Source organism: Planococcus sp. 107-1, from assembly GCF_021513255.1.
Taxonomy (GTDB): domain Bacteria; phylum Bacillota; class Bacilli; order Bacillales_A; family Planococcaceae; genus Planococcus.
Window position 1 is genome coordinate 2,190,964 of the sequence record NZ_CP090977.1, and the last position, 18,494, is coordinate 2,209,457.

Annotated in this window: 21 protein-coding genes and 1 pseudogene; 5 read left to right on the forward strand and 17 right to left on the reverse strand. The window is 43.2% G+C overall.

Annotated features, from left to right (window positions below):
- Position 1: 1 nt before the first annotated feature.
- The 8 genes and pseudogenes from L0M13_RS11540 to L0M13_RS11575 all read right to left on the reverse strand — a co-directional run bounded on the left by L0M13_RS11540 (position 2) and on the right by L0M13_RS11575 (position 7,578).
- Positions 2 to 859, reverse strand: a complete 858-nt coding sequence (locus L0M13_RS11540; RefSeq protein WP_235196635.1) for a ketopantoate reductase family protein — start codon at positions 857 to 859, stop codon at positions 2 to 4.
- Positions 860 to 941: 82 nt separating this feature from the next.
- Positions 942 to 2,491, reverse strand: a pseudogene (locus tag L0M13_RS11545) (acyl-CoA carboxylase subunit beta).
- Between the two features lie 31 nt (positions 2,492 to 2,522).
- Positions 2,523 to 2,738: an acyl-CoA carboxylase biotin carboxyl carrier protein subunit gene (locus L0M13_RS11550; RefSeq protein WP_235196636.1), complete on the reverse strand. Its 216-nt coding sequence runs from the start codon at positions 2,736 to 2,738 to the stop codon at positions 2,523 to 2,525.
- The gene (locus tag L0M13_RS11555) at positions 2,735 to 4,084 is read right to left on the reverse strand and encodes an acetyl-CoA carboxylase biotin carboxylase subunit (protein WP_235196637.1); all 1,350 of its coding nucleotides are present in this window, start codon (positions 4,082 to 4,084) and stop codon (positions 2,735 to 2,737) included. Before L0M13_RS11555 ends, L0M13_RS11550 begins: the two co-directional genes overlap by 4 nt.
- Before the next feature lie 190 nt (positions 4,085 to 4,274).
- Complete coding sequence (locus L0M13_RS11560) at positions 4,275 to 5,849, reverse strand: S-layer homology domain-containing protein (protein ID WP_235196639.1); 1,575 nt, start codon at positions 5,847 to 5,849, stop codon at positions 4,275 to 4,277.
- A 157-nt stretch (positions 5,850 to 6,006) separates the two neighbouring features.
- A complete protein-coding gene (locus tag L0M13_RS11565) occupies positions 6,007 to 6,756 on the reverse strand; it encodes an enoyl-CoA hydratase/isomerase family protein (protein ID WP_235196640.1) in 750 nt (249 codons plus the stop codon).
- 87 nt (positions 6,757 to 6,843) lie between these two features.
- On the reverse strand, positions 6,844 to 7,020 hold the full coding sequence (gene rpmF / locus L0M13_RS11570) for a 50S ribosomal protein L32 (protein ID WP_033541041.1): 177 nt from the start codon (positions 7,018 to 7,020) through the stop codon (positions 6,844 to 6,846).
- A 24-nt stretch (positions 7,021 to 7,044) separates the two neighbouring features.
- Positions 7,045 to 7,578 (reverse strand): YceD family protein, encoded by a 534-nt coding sequence (locus L0M13_RS11575; protein WP_235196641.1) that lies wholly within the window; start codon positions 7,576 to 7,578, stop codon positions 7,045 to 7,047.
- A gap of 127 nt (positions 7,579 to 7,705) precedes the next feature.
- On the opposite strand from L0M13_RS11575, the gene L0M13_RS11580 reads away from it, so the two are divergent.
- The gene (locus tag L0M13_RS11580) at positions 7,706 to 8,920 is read left to right on the forward strand and encodes a nucleotidyltransferase (protein ID WP_235196642.1); all 1,215 of its coding nucleotides are present in this window, start codon (positions 7,706 to 7,708) and stop codon (positions 8,918 to 8,920) included.
- Here L0M13_RS11580 and L0M13_RS11585 read toward each other — a convergent pair.
- From L0M13_RS11585 to rsmD, 3 genes are read right to left on the reverse strand one after another with little or no spacing between them, the layout of a single operon-like run.
- Positions 8,893 to 9,918 carry a SepM family pheromone-processing serine protease gene (locus L0M13_RS11585; protein ID WP_235196643.1) on the reverse strand — a complete coding sequence of 342 codons (1,026 nt, stop codon included), beginning with the start codon at positions 9,916 to 9,918 and terminating at the stop codon, positions 8,893 to 8,895. The two genes, L0M13_RS11580 and L0M13_RS11585, sit on opposite strands and share 28 nt — an antisense overlap.
- A 55-nt stretch (positions 9,919 to 9,973) precedes the next feature.
- Entirely contained in the window at positions 9,974 to 10,453 is a 480-nt protein-coding gene (gene coaD / locus L0M13_RS11590) for a pantetheine-phosphate adenylyltransferase (protein ID WP_235196644.1), read from the reverse strand.
- On the reverse strand, positions 10,446 to 11,021 hold the full coding sequence (gene rsmD / locus L0M13_RS11595; RefSeq protein ID WP_235196645.1) for a 16S rRNA (guanine(966)-N(2))-methyltransferase RsmD: 576 nt from the start codon (positions 11,019 to 11,021) through the stop codon (positions 10,446 to 10,448). Before rsmD ends, coaD begins: the two co-directional genes overlap by 8 nt.
- A gap of 82 nt (positions 11,022 to 11,103) precedes the next feature.
- On the opposite strand from rsmD, the gene L0M13_RS11600 reads away from it, so the two are divergent.
- Positions 11,104 to 11,484: a DUF7147 family protein gene (locus L0M13_RS11600; protein ID WP_235196646.1), complete on the forward strand. Its 381-nt coding sequence runs from the start codon at positions 11,104 to 11,106 to the stop codon at positions 11,482 to 11,484.
- Here L0M13_RS11600 and L0M13_RS11605 read toward each other — a convergent pair whose 3' ends face one another.
- Positions 11,485 to 11,757: a YlbG family protein gene (locus L0M13_RS11605; RefSeq protein ID WP_235196647.1), complete on the reverse strand. Its 273-nt coding sequence runs from the start codon at positions 11,755 to 11,757 to the stop codon at positions 11,485 to 11,487. It abuts the gene before it with no gap.
- A 371-nt stretch (positions 11,758 to 12,128) separates the two neighbouring features.
- Here L0M13_RS11605 and L0M13_RS11610 point away from each other — a divergent pair, with 371 nt between their 5' ends.
- Complete coding sequence (locus tag L0M13_RS11610) at positions 12,129 to 13,043, forward strand: glycerophosphodiester phosphodiesterase family protein (RefSeq protein WP_235196648.1); 915 nt, start codon at positions 12,129 to 12,131, stop codon at positions 13,041 to 13,043.
- Between the two features lie 64 nt (positions 13,044 to 13,107).
- Here L0M13_RS11610 and L0M13_RS11615 read toward each other — a convergent pair whose 3' ends face one another.
- Positions 13,108 to 13,554, reverse strand: a complete 447-nt coding sequence (locus tag L0M13_RS11615) for a YlbF/YmcA family competence regulator (protein WP_235196649.1) — start codon at positions 13,552 to 13,554, stop codon at positions 13,108 to 13,110.
- A 99-nt stretch (positions 13,555 to 13,653) separates the two neighbouring features.
- The gene (locus L0M13_RS11620; protein WP_235196650.1) at positions 13,654 to 14,718 is read right to left on the reverse strand and encodes a CAP domain-containing protein; all 1,065 of its coding nucleotides are present in this window, start codon (positions 14,716 to 14,718) and stop codon (positions 13,654 to 13,656) included.
- 142 nt (positions 14,719 to 14,860) lie between these two features.
- Here L0M13_RS11620 and L0M13_RS11625 point away from each other — a divergent pair, with 142 nt between their 5' ends.
- Complete coding sequence (locus L0M13_RS11625; protein WP_235196651.1) at positions 14,861 to 15,226, forward strand: YugN family protein; 366 nt, start codon at positions 14,861 to 14,863, stop codon at positions 15,224 to 15,226.
- Between the two features lie 104 nt (positions 15,227 to 15,330).
- Positions 15,331 to 16,389, forward strand: coding sequence for a sporulation integral membrane protein YtvI (ytvI, locus tag L0M13_RS11630; RefSeq protein WP_235196652.1), 1,059 nt, complete (start codon positions 15,331 to 15,333; stop codon positions 16,387 to 16,389).
- Positions 16,390 to 16,500: 111 nt separating this feature from the next.
- Here ytvI and L0M13_RS11635 read toward each other — a convergent pair whose 3' ends face one another.
- From L0M13_RS11635 to ctaF, 3 genes are all read right to left on the reverse strand, one after another.
- Entirely contained in the window at positions 16,501 to 16,962 is a 462-nt protein-coding gene (locus tag L0M13_RS11635; protein WP_235196653.1) for a DUF420 domain-containing protein, read from the reverse strand.
- 25 nt (positions 16,963 to 16,987) lie between these two features.
- Positions 16,988 to 17,911, reverse strand: coding sequence for a cytochrome c oxidase assembly factor CtaG (gene ctaG, locus L0M13_RS11640; protein ID WP_235196654.1), 924 nt, complete (start codon positions 17,909 to 17,911; stop codon positions 16,988 to 16,990).
- 249 nt (positions 17,912 to 18,160) lie between these two features.
- Positions 18,161 to 18,493 (reverse strand): cytochrome c oxidase subunit IVB, encoded by a 333-nt coding sequence (gene ctaF / locus L0M13_RS11645; RefSeq protein WP_052651070.1) that lies wholly within the window; start codon positions 18,491 to 18,493, stop codon positions 18,161 to 18,163.
- Position 18,494 lies beyond the last annotated feature (1 nt).

Below are 18,494 nucleotides of genomic sequence, written 5' to 3' on the forward strand. Positions count from 1 at the left end.
CTTATACCTCAGTCGCTTTTAATAGATTATATAAAGTCTTCAATAACGGCAGGTCAACTTTTGAACGCCGCAGCGTATACAGCAAGATCGTATCGAGCTCCATTTTCCTTTTGGCTAATTTATCAGCCAGCATGGAAGATGTGTTCGTTGATGTTGAAGCGCATAAAGCCGTGACTTCCTCGAAAGGAAGGAGCTTCTCGATTTCAGGAAATGCGAGATATAATTCCGTGTAAAGATTTCTCAATAATTCATAGGCATGGTAATTCGTCAACAACTCGCCATTTTGGATTTCCATTAAAGCAGTTAAAGGATTGATCAAGCAATTGAGTAGCACTTTGCGGAATAAAAGCTGATCAGCATCCTCCACCCATCCGCTCGTAAATCCCTGGATGTCAGCCAACGGTTTGAAAATGGAAGCTTCTCCTCTCGCTAGCGCAAATTTTATCGTTCCGAGACCTGTGTGCCTTATTTCTGTCGCACTCACTTTAAGCGCTCCGTGTTCAACGCTGCCTAATGCGATTTGCTGCTGCGGCAGCTCTTCGATCAATTCAAGGTGCAGCATGCCATTTTGAAGGAAAATAAGCGGGTTGTCCGGACATTCACGGCTGAGTTCAGGCAAAAGGCCTTGAAGTGCATCATATTTCACTGCCACTATAATATAGGTGTCCGGTGAAATCAGTTGAAACTTTGTAATGGCAGGTATCTGGTATAGTTTATGGTCTTTTAATATCCCTATTTCTTCGATTTCCTTCGCTTGCTTTTCAGTCTTTGGCATCAACTGAACATCTTCTCCCGCATCTTTTAACAGACAAGCGATCAGCATGCCGATCGCTCCAGCTCCGACCACTGCAAATTTCATCTGGTTCCCTCCCCTATCCAAACCGATTATACTCTCAAAAAAGAAGCCTGCCTTATAAAGGCAGACTTCAGGTTAGTTCTTATTATACAGGATTGATCGCATGTTTTCGATATGGCAACGGCAAATCTTTTGTTTCATAGAAAGAAAGGCGCTGCGATAGAACTTCGCGCAATTGGCTTGGCGCGATAATTTCATCGATGATCATTTCTGAAGCCAGTTTATAAATATCGATTTCTTCTTTATATTCCTGATGCTTCTCTTGAACAAATTTCAAACGTTCTTTCGGATCTTCGATCGCTTCGATTTTGTTTGAGTAAACGGCATTAACTGCTGCTTCCGGTCCCATTACTGCAATTTGGGCAGTCGGGAGCGCAATGCAGACATCCGGCTCAAAAGCAGGACCAGCCATCGCATAAAGTCCAGCACCGTAGGCTTTGCGGACAATGACAGAAATTTTAGGCACCGTCGCTGAACTCATCGCTGCGATAAATTTGGCGCCGTGGCGGATAATGCCAGCCCGCTCAACTTTCGTCCCGATCATAAATCCTGGAACATCCGCAAGGAACAATAACGGAATGGAGAATGCGTCGCAAAGATTGATGAATTTCGCGCCCTTATCCGCTGAATCGCCGAATAAGACCCCGCCTTTAACTTTCGGCTGGTTCGCTAAAATTCCGACTGCTTGTCCATCAATGCGGGCAAGCCCGGTGATCAGTTCACCTGCAAATAGCTTTTTGATATCGAAGAAACTGCCTTCATCCACTAATTGATCAATCAATTCATACATATCAAAAGGTGCATTCTGATTTTCCGGAATAATCGCTTCGAGTGAACGGCCAGCCTTTTGGGCTTTCGATTCAATTCTTTCCGGCTTCAAAGCGAAATTCGCCGGGAAGAATTGCAGGTAGCGGCGAGCTTCTGAAATCGCTTCTTCTTCCGTCGAAACCAATACGTCGCCGACTCCACTGACGGTGCAATGCATGCGGCTCCACCCATTTCTTCGAGCGTCACTTTTTCACCAATTACTTTTTCAGCCATACGCGGCGATCCTAAGTACATGGAAGCATTGCCTTCCACCATGATGACAATGTCACAAAACGCGGGTATGTAAGCGCCGCCTGCTGCAGACGGACCAAACAATAGGCAAATTTGCGGAACCATTCCGGACATTCTCACCTGGTTATGGAAGATCCGCCCTGCACCTCTGCGGTTCGGGAACATCGCGAGTTGGTCGGTAATGCGAGCGCCTGCCGAATCGACTAAATACAGCATCGGCACTTGCATCTTCTCTGCGGTTTCTTGGATGCGGATGATTTTCTCCACGGTTCTGAAGCCCCATGAACCGGCTTTAACAGTCGAGTCATTGGCCATGACACAGACTGTTTCGCCGTTCACTTTACCGATTGCCGTCACTACGCCATCGGCCGGGAGGTCTCCCGCTTCCACATTTGCAAAGCGTCCGTCTTCAGCATAGTTTTCATCGTCAAATAATAGTTTCAGCCGATCACGTACAAATAATTTATTGCTTTCCTTCATTTTTTCATGATATTTCTGCTGCCCCCCAGCAAAAATTGTAGCCAACTTCTGTTCTAAACGTTCGTTATACCCCGTTGTTTCGGTGGTTTTCGTCATTTCTGCATCCCCTTTGCACGGAAATCCGTTGTTATTCGCCGAATGTGATTAACGTATCTTCTTCGTTGACAAAGCCGCCGATTTCAACGTGGATTTTTTCCACTTTGCCGCCTGCTTCCGCTTCAACAGGAATCTCCATTTTCATGGATTCCAAAGTTAAAATTGCTTGGCCAGCAGAGACCGTTTCTCCTTCTGCCACCAAAATATTCAATACTGTACCTGCCATTGATGCTTTTACTTCTTTCATAATCCTGATTCCTCCTTTGATTTTTCCATCCAATTCGACAATGTCGATGTTGCATATTCTCCCGAAACGAATTCCTGGGATTCGATAAATTCATGGAATAGCGGGATGTTGGTTTTTACTCCCGTTATTGTAGCATGATTGAAAAAATTCTGTGATTTGCGAAGCGCATCAATCCGGTCTTCTCCTGTTACAATGATTTTTGAAATCATCGGATCATAGAATGGCGTTACTGCATTGCCTTGTTCATAACCGGATTCAATACGGGCATCCTGCCCCCAAATGATTTTCTCAAGTGTTCCTGGTGAAGGGAAAAAGGTTTTCGGATCTTCTGCATAAATTCGGTATTCGATGGCATGGCCAGTCGATTCGATTTCATTTTGCGCAGGCAAAACTTCTCCGTTGGATACTTTCAACTGCCATTCAACCAAATCGAGCCCTGTTACTTGTTCCGTTACCGGATGCTCTACTTGGAGACGAGTGTTCATTTCCAAAAAGTAGAACTCGTTATTTTCATCAACAATAAATTCCACTGTGCCTGCATTGGTATAGGCAACCGCTTTTGCTGCCTGTACAGCTGCTTCGCAAAGCTTTTGCCTTACGTCCTGCGGCAAGTTCGGCGAAGGCGATTCTTCAATCACTTTCTGGTTGCGGCGCTGAACGGAACAATTCCGCTCGAATAGATGGACGATATTGCCGTGCTGATCCCCAAAAATTTGAACTTCGATGTGGCGAGCATTCGGCAAGAATTTCTCTAAGAAAACGATATCATCGCCGAAGTAAGCTTTAGCACGATTTTTCACCGACAGGAACTGTTGACTGAGCGCTTGCTCACTATCACAGCGCACCATTCCGATGCCCCCGCCTCCGGCACTTGCCTTTAACATAATTGGATAGCCGATTGCTGCCGCTTCTTTTATCGCTTCTTCCAAAGTAGCCACACCGTTTTCAGTTCCTGGTACAACCGGAACATCTGCCTCAATCATCGTTCTGCGCGATTCGATCTTATCGCCCATTTTTTCGATTATATCAGCTGCTGGACCGATGAATGTCAATCCTGCTTTTTCAACTTTGCGCGCGAACTCCGCATTTTCAGACAACAGTCCATATCCGGGATGGATAGCCGATGCGCCGTGCGCTTTCGCTGCTTCAATAATTTTGTCCCCTTGTAAATAAGATTGGACAACTGGATTCGGCCCAATCAATACATGTTCAGTTGCTTCACTTACATAAGGCAGATCCCCATCAGCCTCAGAGTGGATGGCAACTGTTTCAATCCCCAGCTTGTTGCACGTACGTATAATTCGGCGTGCAATTTCACCGCGGTTGGCAATCAGGATTTTATTCATATAAGAAATACCCCCTGTGTTTTTCTCCCTTCTCTAGCATATACGAAATTTGTAAGCGATTTCAACTATTCTTATAAAAATTATCATTTTAGGCTTTTGCCGTAAGTTTGCCGGAAATTAAAAAGCACCTCTGAAGGCAGACTGATATTCCAGTATGTCTTCAAAGGCGCCGTATTAACAATAAAAATTATTATTCTTCAGCTTCAAAATAAACTTTTTCAAGGCCTGTAAAGTTTACTGTCGAATCTCCCAATTTCACTTTAGATAAAATCACCAGCACTTTTTCCTGCTCATTGTAAATCAGATGGTCAATGGCACCATACGATTCAAGCTGGCCAAGTGATTTTAAAGTTTTATAGTCGTAGGCCTGGATGTAATTTTTCTTATTGGACGTATAGACCTCTCCAAATTCCATATCAAATGCAATCGAATTGTAAGGGCGGTCCAATTTCCCATGGTATACCATATCTGCACTGTCGGTTGCAGAAGAACGGAATACATGTCCCGTACTGTTGAAAATGAATTTTCCATCCGGTGAAAGGAGGATATCTTTTTCCATCGGATATGTGCCATGGTAAGGAGAATAGACCTCACCTTTTATCTCCCCATCCGCAATAGCGAATGCCGAAATATTCCGAGGGGAAGTGTCAGTTGTAATGGTATAAATTTTGTTTTCAGCCGGATGCATATCCATAAAAGAAGCAGCCCGAATCTGTTGTGAACTGATGACTTCACCTGTCGCTCCATTATACCCGACCATCGGTGCAAATTGGCCAGACCCAGGTGTAATGTAAACGAATCCGTTGCTATCGGCTTCAATATCATACGGATCAATATCAATATTGATCGTTTTTTCTAAAACCATAGAATCTGCATCGACTATAGCATAAGCACCTTGCTGCTCTTTTTCAAACCAATACGGGCTGTGCTTGCCTTTCGACTGCGTCAAATACAGTTTGCCGCCTGCCATCGCTAAACGTTCAATCGGAAGCGATAATTTTACAGAATCCATTTCATACGTATCGTAATTGAACGAAACCACTTCATTTGTATTCCCGTCGAGCAAATAGAGGATCGGTTCTACAGGATCTGCGACATAATCAAGAACGGTAATTTCCACCAGCGCTTCTAATAGCGTGTCCGCAACAGATGGATTATCCGGTTGGAATGAAGGCTCAATTACGCGTGTCATGAACGCTGCAAATTGGGCACGGTCAATTGTCTGGGACGGACGGAACGTACCGTCTGGATAGCCCACAGTGATATTATTCGCTGCCATTGCCGAAATATGCCAATATGCTTTAGAGGACTGGGATACGTCTTTGAATCCTTTCGGATAGATGCCGCCAAGTTCATATGATCTTGAAAGAATGATAGCCATCTCAGCTCGCGTCAATTTTCCTCGAGGATCAAAAGTCTGGTTGCCCTTTCCGGAAATGATGCCGAGCGCAACTGCTTTCGCTACATCTTCATATCCTCTTTCTCCAGGTTTTATATCTTTGAATCCAGGGTTTGGAATAGCTTCCATCTCTGGTTGAATTTCTCTCATTAACATTTGTACTGCTTGGATACGCAGTATCGGCTCGTTTGGACGGAATGTCCCATCTTGGAAACCAAAGATGATTTCTTTGCCGGTCAAATACTCGATTTCCGATTTGAAACTGGATACGTCTTTAAAAGACGGTGTTGCTGCCAATGAATGTGACGGTAAAATAAAGCCTAATAGTAAGAAGACCATGAACCCTTTTGCAATAATCTTAAACACATCTAACTCCCTTTCTCTATTTCGTGCTTATTTATTATATTCGAAGGTCCTGGTGGCTACTCTAGTCAAATGTATTCATTTTATCTTGTATTTCTAGAACTTCTATTAAATGGCAATAAAATAAAAAAACAGCCTTAAAAAAAGCTGTTTCATTTCTTTATTTCTTCTTATTGAGGAATCTTTCAACCGCCTCGTGATGGGCATCCGCTTCCCACAGTTCTGCACAAATTCGGATTTCTTCATTTACCCGGTCTTTCAAGTTTGAACTTTGCCATTTGCGAATGGCAATTTCTTTGTAAGCCCGATGGACTTCCGGAAGTATTTTTTTCATGGAATGGAAAAATTCGTCCACGTCGGCATCCGAATCCACTACTTTCGTGGCCCAACCGTTCTCAAGCAAGTCATTGGCTGTATAGACTTTCGCTTCACTCAGCATTTTAAGCGCTTCGGCATGCGGCAAGGTTTCCATTGCGTACGTGCCCCCGCCCCAGCCGCTTGTAATGGCGAGCGTTCCTTGGATAAAGCCGCATTTCGCATGGCTGCGGACTAATCGGTAATCGCAGGTAGTCGCGATTTCACAGCCTCCACCGACTGCCATTCCATTGACTAGCGCAATCACCGGAACCGGCAACGTTTTCACTTGGTAGAGGACATCGCCCATTTTTTTTAACATCGGATAAGCTTCATTCCGTTTTCGTAAATTCTGATAAACCGACAAATCGCCTCCAGAACAAAAAGCTTGTTCCCCCGAACCGGTGATGACGACAAATTGCGGATTATCGCTATGTACTTGTGCTACTAATTCTTCAAGGCCTTGGATCACTTCATCGTTGATTGCGTTTCGGATATGGGGACGATCGATTGTAAAAGTCAATATGCCATCGGACAAATCTATTTTATAAGACATCAAACCACTCCTTGCTTAAATTTAGATAGAGAAAAAGGCTATCGAGAGCCATGGCCTCTCAATAGCCTTTTAGCAGCAAATACTGGTTTATTTGCTTGCTACAACTTCTTTCCCTTTGTATGATCCACATGCTTTGCAGACGTGGTGAGCCAATTTCGATTCGCCACAGCTAGGGCAAGTTACCATGCCCGGCACTGACAATTTGAAATGAGTACGGCGTTTTCTTTTAACGGTTTTGGACGTTCTTCTGAACGGTACAGCCATTGGTGACACCTCCTTACAATGATTCTATTCATCTGACTGATCAAAATACTTTGCTAAATCAGCAAGTCTTGGATCCGGTTTTGGTGGTGCTTCTGCTTTCTCGGCTTCCGCTTGCTCATCCGTTGAATACGACCAATCGTTGCCGCCAGTTATAACGGCTTCGTCGGCGTCTTCCTTAAAGACTTGTATCGGTATCTCAAGCAAAATAAGCTCTTCCAGTATCGGCTGAAGATCAATTGTTTCAGCGTCTACAAAATGAACATTATCTTCCCTGCTTTCCCGGTCTTTTTCAGACCAAGAAAAAATTTCAACCGATTCTACGTCAATCGGGAATTCAACGTCTTCCCAAGTTCGTGCACAAGGCAAGATCAACTTGCCTTCGAGATGGAGCTGGCACGTTATTTGTTGCGAACCAACTGTACAATGTCCGGTGACATGCATAGGGGAAACATCACGAATATCACTATTGCGATCTTTCACTGCATCTAAACGGATCGTTTCGTCAATTGGCATTCCGTCTTTGCGAAACTTTTGAAGCTGTTGAATCGCCATTTTCATAAGTATCACCTCTAAGACAACAAAGTTGATTATATAATGCACAGAAAAAGATGTCAAGATAAAATCTTGTCAGGGGTTTCAAAACATCGGTATACTGTAGATTAAGTTTACCAAAGGGGAGAGCCAAATGAAAGCTACAGGTATTATTGTTGAATACAATCCATTTCATAACGGACATCTTTACCATGCCGAGCAAGCAAGAAAAAAATCCGGGGCGGATGTCGTCATCGCTGTCATGAGTGGGCAATTTCTTCAACGCGGCGAACCGGCTTTTGTCGATAAATGGACGCGTTGCGAAATGGCGCTTCAGAACGGCATCGACCTTGTTATCGAACTTCCTTACGTCTACGCTACAGGACAGGCTTCCGATTTTGCAAAAGGCGCCATCCATCTTTTAGAAGCCATCGGCAGCGAATCTTTCTGTTTTGGCAGCGAGCAAGGCACCATCGAGCCATTTTTAAATTCCTATGCCTTATTATCCGCTCACCGCGCTGAATACGACCGTTTGATCCACGAAGCTATCCAAACCGGCATCAGCTACCCAAAAGCCTTAAACAACGCTTACAAAGCGCTTACGGACTCGGATACGGGTTTTGCAGATTTATCCCAACCCAATAACATCCTTGGCTACCATTACATAGAAGCGGCGAAAAATTCCCGATTGGCTATCCAGCCTTTGACCATACAGCGGATTGCTGCCAATTACCACGATCCGGTCAATAAAGATTTAACAATTGCCAGCGCAACAGGCATCCGCAAAGCATTTTTTGAAGAAGGGTCGCTTGAAGAGCTTTCACGGTTTATGCCTGCCGCTTCTATCGATTCCCTTGTTTCGTTTCACAGCCATCATGGCGTGTTTGGCAGCTGGGAATTATTTTACCCAGTGCTTCGCACCATTATCTTGCGGGAGCGGCCGGAAAATCTAAAACGATTTGCCGAAGTGACGGAAGGAATCGAAAATCTCATCTATGAAGCGGCAAAGAATGAACCCGGTTTCGAAGGATTCATTGGGCGGATCAAATCCAAACGTTTTACAAGAACCCGTGTCCAGCGCATGCTCACCCATATTTATACCGGCTTCACGTGGGAACAATTGCGTTCTTTTGAAAAGCCTTCCTATCTACGTTTGCTGGGCATGACAGAAGCCGGCCGGCAATACCTCAATGTACGAAAAAAGAATATCGAACTCCCCCTTATCAGCCGCGCCGCTGACCTTAGCGACCGTATGGGAGGAATCGATATTCATGCAAGCTACATGTATTTATCTGGTATGGGCATCGCCGATCTTCAAAAAGAATATTCCACGCCGCCTTATTATTTGGCTTCTAAATCCGCTAAATAATCAAGGGCATCTGTGACATTTTTAACCGGAACAATTTCCATTTCCGAATTGATTTTTTCAGCTGTTTCCACCGCAATGTCGTAATTGGTTTCATCCACGCCTTCGGCTTCATCATCTGGAGCAAAGAAAATTTCGATTCCTTCATTGTCGGCAGCGATGATTTTCTGGTCGATGCCGCCAATTCTTCCTACACTGCCATCACTGGCCATTGTGCCAGTGCCTGCTACATTATAGCCTTTTGTAATGTCTTCATCCAGCAGCTGATTGATGATTTCCAGTGTGAACATCAAGCCGGCAGAAGGGCCGCCAATCGAATCGGAATCAATCTCCACTTTCGGAGTTGTCATAATATCTTTATTTTCTACAAATGATATTCCGAGTCCGATGCGTTCCTTTTCACTTGGCAATGGAGCCAGTTCGATTTCATTGGTGATTTCCCGGTCGTCGCGTTCATAGGCAACTTCTACAGATTCCCCTTCTTTTTTGCTCGAAATGTAATCGACGAATTCCTGTTGGGCAGAAAATTCATTGCCATCCAATGACAGCACCTGATCCCCTGCCTGCAGCGTTCCATCTGCTGCTCCGCCTTCTAGCACATTCAAAACGAACACTCCGTTATTGGTCACTTCATAAGGTAATTCTGCTTGTTCAAAAGCCACCTGCAAAGCGTTGATCTGGGAATCCGACATCAGCTTTAGTTGGCGGACGTTGTATTCCTCATCGCTTTCATGCGGACTTCGGACTTGTTCCGGCTTTAAAATCTTATAGCCGTCTTTCACTTTTGCATATAGATAAAGGGAAGGCGTCGCATTCAACATCGAAACCGTCATAAGGCTCAATGTCCCTTCGTCGTCTTCATCTCCCCCTTCAACTTTCACTAGAGGGCTCAATTCGTAAGCGCCGCCTGGTCGGGTAATATAAAGGTCTAAGCGGTACGTCGAAACGAAAATAGCCAATGCGGCTACAAGTACCGCGATAATCAGTTTTTTGTTCTTCATACGCTGCTCCTTTCTTTTTAGCAGCTCAATTACAAAAAGCCACGCAAAACGTGACTTAAATGAATTTCTGCTTTAATGCATCTTCTACTGCTGCTGGCACTAATCCGCTGATATTGCCGCCGTATTTCGCTACTTCTTTGACAATGCTCGAACTTAAGAATGAATACTGATTGTTCGAAATCATAAACAAAGTCTCAATGTTTTCATTTAAGAACCGGTTCATGGAAGTAATTTGCATCTCGTATTCGAAATCCGAGACGGCACGCAGCCCTCGGACGATAGCATTCGCTTTTACTTCAATGGAATAATCGATCAACAGACCCGCAAATGAGTCGACTTGAACATTGGGAATCGAACGGGTGACTTCCGCAATCAAGTCCATTCGTTCATCGACATTGAAAAGCGGGTTCTTCGATGAATTGTTCATGACCACTACTTTGACTTCATCAAAGATAGTAGAAGCTCGTTTGATAATGTCTAAATGCCCCATTGTAATCGGATCGAAACTTCCTGGCACAACTGCAATTTTACTCAATCTCTTCTCCCTCTTCCCCTTTAAAACGGTAAATTGAAATGACGGTGCTGCCGTATGGCTCATGCTTGAACCGCTCAAAATACTTTGTCTCTGCTTCGAGCTCCACTTCTTTTGCGTGTTCGCAGACCACAATCGAATCTTCTGTCATGATGCCGATTTCTGCAGCTTTATCCATTAATTCATAGGATTTTTCCAAATGATACGGTGGATCCAAAAACATTAATCTTGCTTGGACACCGTTTTTTTTCATTGCTTTGATGGCTCGTTCCGCTTCCACTTTATAGACTTCCGCCTGCTCTTGCAACTTTGTCTTTTCAAGATTCGCTCGGATTGTCTCAATCGATTTCCGGTCTTTATCCGTAAAAATAACCCGATCAATCCCACGGCTTAATGCTTCAATGCCAAGCCCGCCGCTTCCTGCAAATAAATCGACAGCGGTGCCCCCATCAAAAAATGGGCCGATCATATTGAAGATGGATTCTTTCACTTTATCTGTAGTGGGCCTTGTGGAAGTCCCGGGCACCGCCTTTAATGGCAGCCCTTTTGCTGTTCCTGCTACAACACGCATACTATCGCCTCTTATTTGCTAAATTTCTTCTGGATAAGTTGTTTGGTAATGGTAAAATGGATTTTGGAAAGGACGTGCTATCATGATCCAACGTTTTATCGAACTTGGAGAAGGTTACGGAGATATATACGAGCTCCGGGAACTGATCGCCACAAATTCACACCGTTTTCTTCATGGATTCGTATTTATGTCCAAGGATAAGGACGGAAAAGCTGTTCTATCAATTGCAGCTGCTTTTAAACCTGCAGAAGAAGGCAATTTCATGCCAATCTACCTCTGCCGCGAAGGGATTCCGGAGGACTCCAAGCGCTTGGCTATTTTCGAGCAGGCTGTAACCGAACAAGGACACACGCCAATAAAAATGGAAGTTAAGCATTCTTCTGTCTATGTGGAAAAAACCATGTACTTCAGCCACTTGATTGCCATCTTGCGGTTAAATCACTACATTCCGCCAATGCAATAATCAGAGGCCGATCTTATAGTCGTATTCTTTCGCTTTGTCCGGTTTTGCATTTTCATACTCGGTTTTAATGAATGGCCGGTAGGATTCAAGCACTTGTTTGACATAAGGAAGCTTCGATAATTTCGCTTTCGTGTTTTCAATTGCTTCTTGGTCCATATAAAGTACGACATATTTCAGCTTTCTCGAGATAAAGTGAACATGTCCGAATTTGCGCAATGATTTAGCTTGCTTCAAATGATGTACGTAGACAATGAGGCCTTGACGATCTCGCATAAATTCCCCTCTTTTCTACCGATTCAACGGCATATCAATTCCGCACGCTTTAAAGCCCTGGCGCCTATGGATCTTAAATCCTGGGCTATTCAGCTCTCACTTAAGCGCAGATGAGTTTGCTCGTGTGTAGGTTCAATGTATTTAGTTTAGAATACCATAGGTAAGAAAAATGCCGCAACCACAACAATTCAGGCACTCCAGTTCCCATTTTCCGCGGAAAACCCGACAGCGTAGCCGAACTTTTTTTGTGGGGCGAATGAAATGGAATTTTTGGGGTATAGTGAACAAAACACTATCGGATTAAACTAACACTAAATCGGATAGTTCGCTATAATATCTATAGTTATATTTTTGAGGGGGTATTACATAAGATGGGGAAGAAAACGAAAATCAGCCTTGCTGCAGTAGCGGTTGGAGCAGCGGCATGGGCAGGGACTAAAGCAATAGCTAATCCACAAAAGCGGCCACATAAGGAAGCTTTGGATTATCAACAGCCTATCGTATTAGCTCATCGCGGCGGCTGTGGAATTGCCCCTGAGAATTCAATGGCCGCATTTAGTAAATCTGCGGAATTAGGCGTACAAGGATTTGAAATTGATATCCGATTAACAAAAGATGAAGAGATCCTGGTTTTTCATGACGAATACGTAGACCGGACCACGGATGGAGCTGGCCGCATCGCGGATATGTCTTTAGAAGAGCTGCGTGAGTTTGATCTAGGCTATCACTTTATTGATATAGACGGAAGACATTCCTACCGAGGAAAAGGCGAGAAAGTAGTATTGCTGAAAGAATTGTTCAAGAAATTCCCGCATATGCTCGTCAATATTGATATCAAAGACTCGCCAGAAACATATGAAGGCAGTTTGATCCCTTCTAAGTTATGGCGCTTAATCGAATCAATGGATGTCCAGGACCGCGTTGTCGTCACCAGTTTCTTTGACGAACAAATTGACCGGTTTAATCTTTATGCGCAAAACCGCGTAGCAATCGGCGCTGGTGAAAACGAAGTGCGGAAAGCCTACACGGCCTTCAACAGCCAATTTGGCCATCTTTACCAGCCAAGAGCTGATGTGTTCCAAATTCCAGTACGTTCTTCTATGTTCAGGCTCGATTCACACCGATTTATTTCATTCTTAATGAACTTGAACATTCCGGTGCATTATTGGACAATCGATGACGCTCAAGAAATAAAGGCTTTGGTCGCGGCTGGAGCGAAAGGCATCATTACCCGCCGCCCAGATATCGCGGTTCCTTTAATTGAAGAACTTCAAAACAAACAATAAAAAACTGTGCAGCGAAATGCTGCACAGTTTTTTTATAGATTTATAGCCATTTCCTTGCTGCGGATTAAGCGGAGCAAGAACAGCCGCCGCCAGTCCCGCAGCTTCCTCCGCAAGAAGACCCGGATGAGAAGAAAGGATTGCTCGATGGGATCTTAACCGCCTCTGAAACCGATCTTCCGATGATGAAGCTTACTTGGTCCATCAAGTCCTGAAGATCGTTTTCTGCAAGCCGCAAAGCCGCTATCTGCTCATTCAGATCCAGCCGGCGTTTATCGACACGGATTTGCTTCATCACCCGATGATATTCGGGATGGTATTTGCCAAACCGCTGGACTTCTTCATACTGCTCTTTCAATCTTGCAAAAGCTTGGATTTCCGCTGCAAGATCTTTATCGTTATAGACGGAATTATAAGCATCTCGGTAAATCTCTGCTTGTTCCGACTGCAATATCATTTCGCTCAACTCTTCTGCAGAGTCAGTTATTTCAACCCATTCATAGGTCATAAACATAGTGATCTCCTCCTCTACGCTATCATCATAGCAGAAAATCGGGCATTTTCCTATATTCAGAAATGCATGATTGGAAGTTAAATACACGATGAACGCTTGTTACTGTTTTTCTGCACTCGTCGGTTCTTGGTAAATAAAGTTTTGCGTGTAGTATTTTCCAAATACCCCTACACCGATTTGATTGAATTTATCGGAAAGCAAAGTTTCCCGGTGATCCGATGAATTAATCCACCCATGGACGGCTTCAGCTGCATCAAAATATTGTGTCGCAGTGTTCTCTCCAGCCTCATTAAATAGAATATTTGCTGCGGTTAATCGGTCATTTAAATTTTCCAGCTCGATTTCTTGAGAAGAAAAATCTTTTTTCGCTGTATTTTCACTATGTTCCCTTGCCAATAGATTGATGGAAGGATTTTCGTATAAAGGATTTCGCTGATGGTGCAAACGATAAACATTTGTCAAATCAACAATCTGTTTTGCATTCGCTTCATCAATTGATTGCTGCAAACCTGATGATGGAGTAATTGGCGGCAGCAAATCGCCGACAAACATCATATCGTACGGCTGGTGCCTGATGAGCGTTTCAGCATCCATAAAACGTACAGCTTCCAGCTTATCGTCTTCTACATCAATATAAAGCTGTGCATAGACTTCATCAAAACTCACTAACAATCGCCTGTTTATATCTTCTGCACCTAAATTGAAGGTGTAGATATTCGTTCCATATTTTACGGTTATTTCATTTTCAACAATCGTAAAGCGGTATAGCTCATCCAATGTTTGGCCGATTTCATACGGAGCTGCATTTGTAGCGGTTCCTGCCGTATATACTTGGACAGTCTTACTATTCTTTACACCTACCATCATATAGTTGGAGAAAGAGCTATTATAAATCCACCATTCGTAGCCGAAAGCGGAAGGTTCGATCCGGTCTGGCATGCCGTAGTCGTTCAGCCATTCATCTGTATCTTGGCCAATATAAGTGGAAATCCCTTCTGCCGGGCGTTCAACATCCATGTTTTTTTCGACAATATCTTTCGCTGGCAATGGATCCATTGTCGGTGGTGCTTCCAAAACCTCATTTTCTTCTGTCGGTGAATCAAAATAAAAGAACACGATTAGAATAATCGAGAGAAAAATCATGATCTTCAATAAGTCTTTCAATCGATCAGCTCCTTAACTCCACTAGTTTCATAATTATAACAGTCGTCTGTATTCTGACACAATCTAGCCATTGCAACAAGTTCGAATATGATCTATTATTAAAGAAGCATTTAGTCAGTTTTGATTTAGAGGAGGAGATCCTATGTATTTTGAGAATACAGGACTTGAAGGCATTCAAGTAGATTTCACATTGCTTGATGACATTATGAGAAAACACGGTTTAACTAAAGAAGGTCAATGGGATTACGAACGCGTAACTTTCGACCGCAAATTCAAAGTTCATGAAGGCACTTTTTATCTGCGCGTATTCGCATACGCAATTGATGGAGACATTGATGCTGGAGACGCAGTAGTCCATGTGTTAAAGCCAGTTCTAGGCAAACACTACTACCCGCACGGCGTTGAATACGGCGAAGATGAACACTTCCCCGAACACTTGATCAAATCATGCACAGAAGTGCTGAAATCGATTCAAGCTGATGTTGAATCGTTCAAAATCAAAGCATAATAAAACGGCCGCAGTTCAATGAACTGCGGTTTTTTTTATTTTTCCCCGCTCGTTTTAACTGGTTATTGGTATACTGTTATTAATCAATTATTAGGAGGTTCATCGTGCGGAAATGGCTAAATAAAAGAGTGCTTACAATAGCGCTTGTGCTCTTAGCGTTAATTTTGATATCCATATACATATTGCCGATTTCAATCCCTTTGATTATCGGTCTATTAACCGCTATTTTTTTGGAACCGTTTGTCGGATTTGTCCAAAAGCGGTTTAAATGGCGACGAAAAAATGCCGTATTGACGGTTTTTGTTTTATTTCTTCTTATCGTCTCGGCCGTTCTTTACTGGACAGTCACCCAATTGATCGGCAGGATCATCCAGTTTTCAAAAATGGTTCCAGATTACATCAATTCATTATCCGATATGTGGGAAGAAATTCAATCATTCTTTTTACGTTCTACAGAAGAGATGCCTGTAGAAGTGATTTCCTCATTTGAAACGGAGCTTGCTCAATTTTTGGACGGCATCCGGGACTGGGTGCTCACCATCGTCAATTACGATACGGTCACCAACTTGCTGACAGGCATCCCGTCGTTTTTAGTCAGCTTTATCGTCTTTTTGATTGCGCTGTTCCTGTTCATGCTTGAACTGCTGAATTTAAGAGAAATGCTTTTCAAGCGTCTGAAAGAATCCACCGCGGAAAAAGTACGCTTTATGGCTTCCCGCTTGAACAATGTCATTTTCGGATTTCTAAAAGCACAATTTTTAGTGTCCGTCATTATTTTCATCGTGTCTTTGATTGCTTTATTATTCATCGCGCCAGAATATGCACTGTTGATGTCCTTAGTGATTTGGATCATCGATTTCATCCCGATTCTCGGCTCTATCATCGTTTTGACGCCTTGGTTTATCTACCAATTCATCATTGGGGACGTTTATCAAGGAACCCAGCTCGCGATATTGGCTTTGGTTCTACTAATCATCCGCAGAACCGTCGAACCAAAAGTGATGGGTACCCAAATCGGACTCTCGCCTCTCGCCACGCTGATTGCCATGTATATCGGCCTCCAGCTTTTCGGGGTACTTGGTTTCTTCATCGGGCCTCTCATTGTCATCCTATTTACTTCTGCACGTGAAGCTGGAATGATTAAAATTGATTTTAAAGTATAAAAAGAGGCTTTGGGCTAAGTAGTATTTCACTTAGCCCAAAGCCTCTTCCTTTTCATGATCGATACACAGCAAAAAAGTCGTCCCGCATGACTTCTCGGGACGACTCTTTTTTTATCCGCCTAATATCGCTTTAAAGACTGAAGTCGTGTGTCCGCCTTCATAAATAACGTAAAGCAGTAAGTATACGACTACTCCTGTGATCGCTGTAGAAAACCAAATGATGCTTGTGATAGGACCCAATTTCCGGTGTTTGTCCAAGCGGTTTTTCCAGCCAAGCCAAATGGTGATCAGCCCCATAACTCCACCTGTCGTTGCCAAAGTGATATGGAAAATCAAAAAGATCGTATAGATCAATTTGTATTCATCAGGTCCTCCAAAGGCAGTATTGCCGATGAAAATCGTGCGGGACATGTATATGATGAAGAATGTCAATGCGGATACTCCTGCTGCCCACATGACTTTTTTATGCGCTTCAATTTTGCGGTTGACAACTAAATACCAGCCAATCGCTACCAAAATTGCGCTTAATACAATAAAAAATGTACTGATGGTCGGTAATACCGGCAAATTCATCTAGATTAATCCCCTTTTTAACTCATTAAGCATTGTGCCTGTGATAAGCCATATTTTTTCTGTCTTGAATTGATTTTGCTGTAATTTCATCAGCATTATCATTCTCATTTCTCAACCATTCATAGAATACCAACCATAGGAAAACAGTAAACACTAATTCCTGCAAGACTTTCATGACTATGCCGCCAGTTCGTTGGTCTTCTACAGTAGACATGTTTGTAAATAATTCCGGACCAGATAAGTTCAGCTGCGACAATGTTCCAGCAGGTACACATAGAGCCATCGCTTGAAGCCACGCTTCTCCATCTGAATAAGTGGCATAGAATGGGCTGCTGCTGAAAATAATCAGCGCACAAGCTGGTGTCATCAAGACACTCAAACCAAATAAATAACCCAGCTTTTTCAAACCGTGGAACTTGTAAGAGCCTTCCAAATTATTCACAACCGGCCACCAATAAAAAATTGCTGAGATAAACAAGATGCCGTTTACCGCTGCATGGATGGATGTACTCGTCTTAACAAAATCAAAAACGAGCGGAATGTGGTAAAAAGAAAATACCAGGCCGAATAAGATCAACGCTAGCATCGGCTTTGTGAAGAAATGAAAGAGCGGTTTAACTACTGGGAAGTTGATAAACTTTCTCCATACCCACGAAGGAACCCCCATAATAAGAAGCGGCGGAACCAAAAGCAATAGAAATGCCATCTGAACCATGTGCATCGAGAAGATGATATGGCCAAGAAGATCGGTCGGAGACCCTTTAATGATATAAAGCAACACCATACCTGAAACGAAAAGAATCGCTTCTTTCGTTTTTAGAGGCTCGCTATCTTTAAATTTGTCTTTCCATTTTATCGTAAGCATAAAATACAAAATTGTAATAAGAACGAGAACTGCTAAGTAATACGGACTCCATAACGCAGGAAATCCGAAAATACTAATCGGCATGCTTGCATACCTCCTTTATCATAAGTACCCTCATTATATAGTGTGGTGTGAACTATATCAATGAACGAACTATGACAATTCATGAAAGGAAACCCTCTTGAAAGTTCTTTTCGTCCTTATGGGTTCATGGACGATTCGTGCTTTTAAAGCACCTGTCGCGTCCGCTGCTCTTTTAGAAGATATTAACACTGCACGATTAAACAAAGCCCAAAAAAACCCTCTGTCAGTCGACAGAGGGCTTTCTCTTTCTTACCACCAAACGATTGTAACTAGCGCAAGAATCGTGATGAATGCTACGAACATTCCGCTGAACATAAAGAATGCAACCATGCCATGCCCTTTATTGCTCATATGCATGAAACCATAAAGTTGAAGCACGACTTGAACTGCAGCCAATAAAAGAATGATTGGCGTAATCAAGTATGGAGAAAAGTCAGCAGCTACCGCTGTAAAAGCAATCAATGTCAAGAAAATCATGATTGCGAAAGAGGTTAGCTGACCGCGCATTTCTTTTGATCTTTGACGGCGGATATATTCGTATTCAGTTTGTGATCTCACGTGTGTATGGGTTTCGTGTGCCATA

What these genes read in the sequence shown, in the direction of transcription:
- L0M13_RS11610 (WP_235196648.1), top strand. Translation starts at nt 12,129, where the DNA reads ATGGGGAAGAAAACGAAAATCAGCCTTGCTGCAGTAGCGGTTGGAGCA.
- rpmF (WP_033541041.1), bottom strand. Translation starts at nt 7,020, where the DNA reads ATGGCTGTACCGTTCAGAAGAACGTCCAAAACCGTTAAAAGAAAACGC.
- rsmD (WP_235196645.1), bottom strand. Translation starts at nt 11,021, where the DNA reads ATGCGTGTTGTAGCAGGAACAGCAAAAGGGCTGCCATTAAAGGCGGTG.
- L0M13_RS11565 (WP_235196640.1), bottom strand. Translation starts at nt 6,756, where the DNA reads ATGTCTTATAAAATAGATTTGTCCGATGGCATATTGACTTTTACAATC.
- ctaF (WP_052651070.1), bottom strand. Translation starts at nt 18,493, where the DNA reads ATGGCACACGAAACCCATACACACGTGAGATCACAAACTGAATACGAA.
- L0M13_RS11580 (WP_235196642.1), top strand. Translation starts at nt 7,706, where the DNA reads ATGAAAGCTACAGGTATTATTGTTGAATACAATCCATTTCATAACGGA.
- L0M13_RS11625 (WP_235196651.1), top strand. Translation starts at nt 14,861, where the DNA reads ATGTATTTTGAGAATACAGGACTTGAAGGCATTCAAGTAGATTTCACA.
- L0M13_RS11605 (WP_235196647.1), bottom strand. Translation starts at nt 11,757, where the DNA reads ATGCGAGATCGTCAAGGCCTCATTGTCTACGTACATCATTTGAAGCAA.
- ctaG (WP_235196654.1), bottom strand. Translation starts at nt 17,911, where the DNA reads ATGCCGATTAGTATTTTCGGATTTCCTGCGTTATGGAGTCCGTATTAC.
- L0M13_RS11540 (WP_235196635.1), bottom strand. Translation starts at nt 859, where the DNA reads ATGAAATTTGCAGTGGTCGGAGCTGGAGCGATCGGCATGCTGATCGCT.
- L0M13_RS11550 (WP_235196636.1), bottom strand. Translation starts at nt 2,738, where the DNA reads ATGAAAGAAGTAAAAGCATCAATGGCAGGTACAGTATTGAATATTTTG.
- L0M13_RS11635 (WP_235196653.1), bottom strand. Translation starts at nt 16,962, where the DNA reads ATGAATTTGCCGGTATTACCGACCATCAGTACATTTTTTATTGTATTA.
- L0M13_RS11615 (WP_235196649.1), bottom strand. Translation starts at nt 13,554, where the DNA reads ATGTTTATGACCTATGAATGGGTTGAAATAACTGACTCTGCAGAAGAG.
- L0M13_RS11575 (WP_235196641.1), bottom strand. Translation starts at nt 7,578, where the DNA reads ATGAAAATGGCGATTCAACAGCTTCAAAAGTTTCGCAAAGACGGAATG.
- L0M13_RS11600 (WP_235196646.1), top strand. Translation starts at nt 11,104, where the DNA reads ATGATCCAACGTTTTATCGAACTTGGAGAAGGTTACGGAGATATATAC.
- L0M13_RS11555 (WP_235196637.1), bottom strand. Translation starts at nt 4,084, where the DNA reads ATGAATAAAATCCTGATTGCCAACCGCGGTGAAATTGCACGCCGAATT.
- L0M13_RS11585 (WP_235196643.1), bottom strand. Translation starts at nt 9,918, where the DNA reads ATGAAGAACAAAAAACTGATTATCGCGGTACTTGTAGCCGCATTGGCT.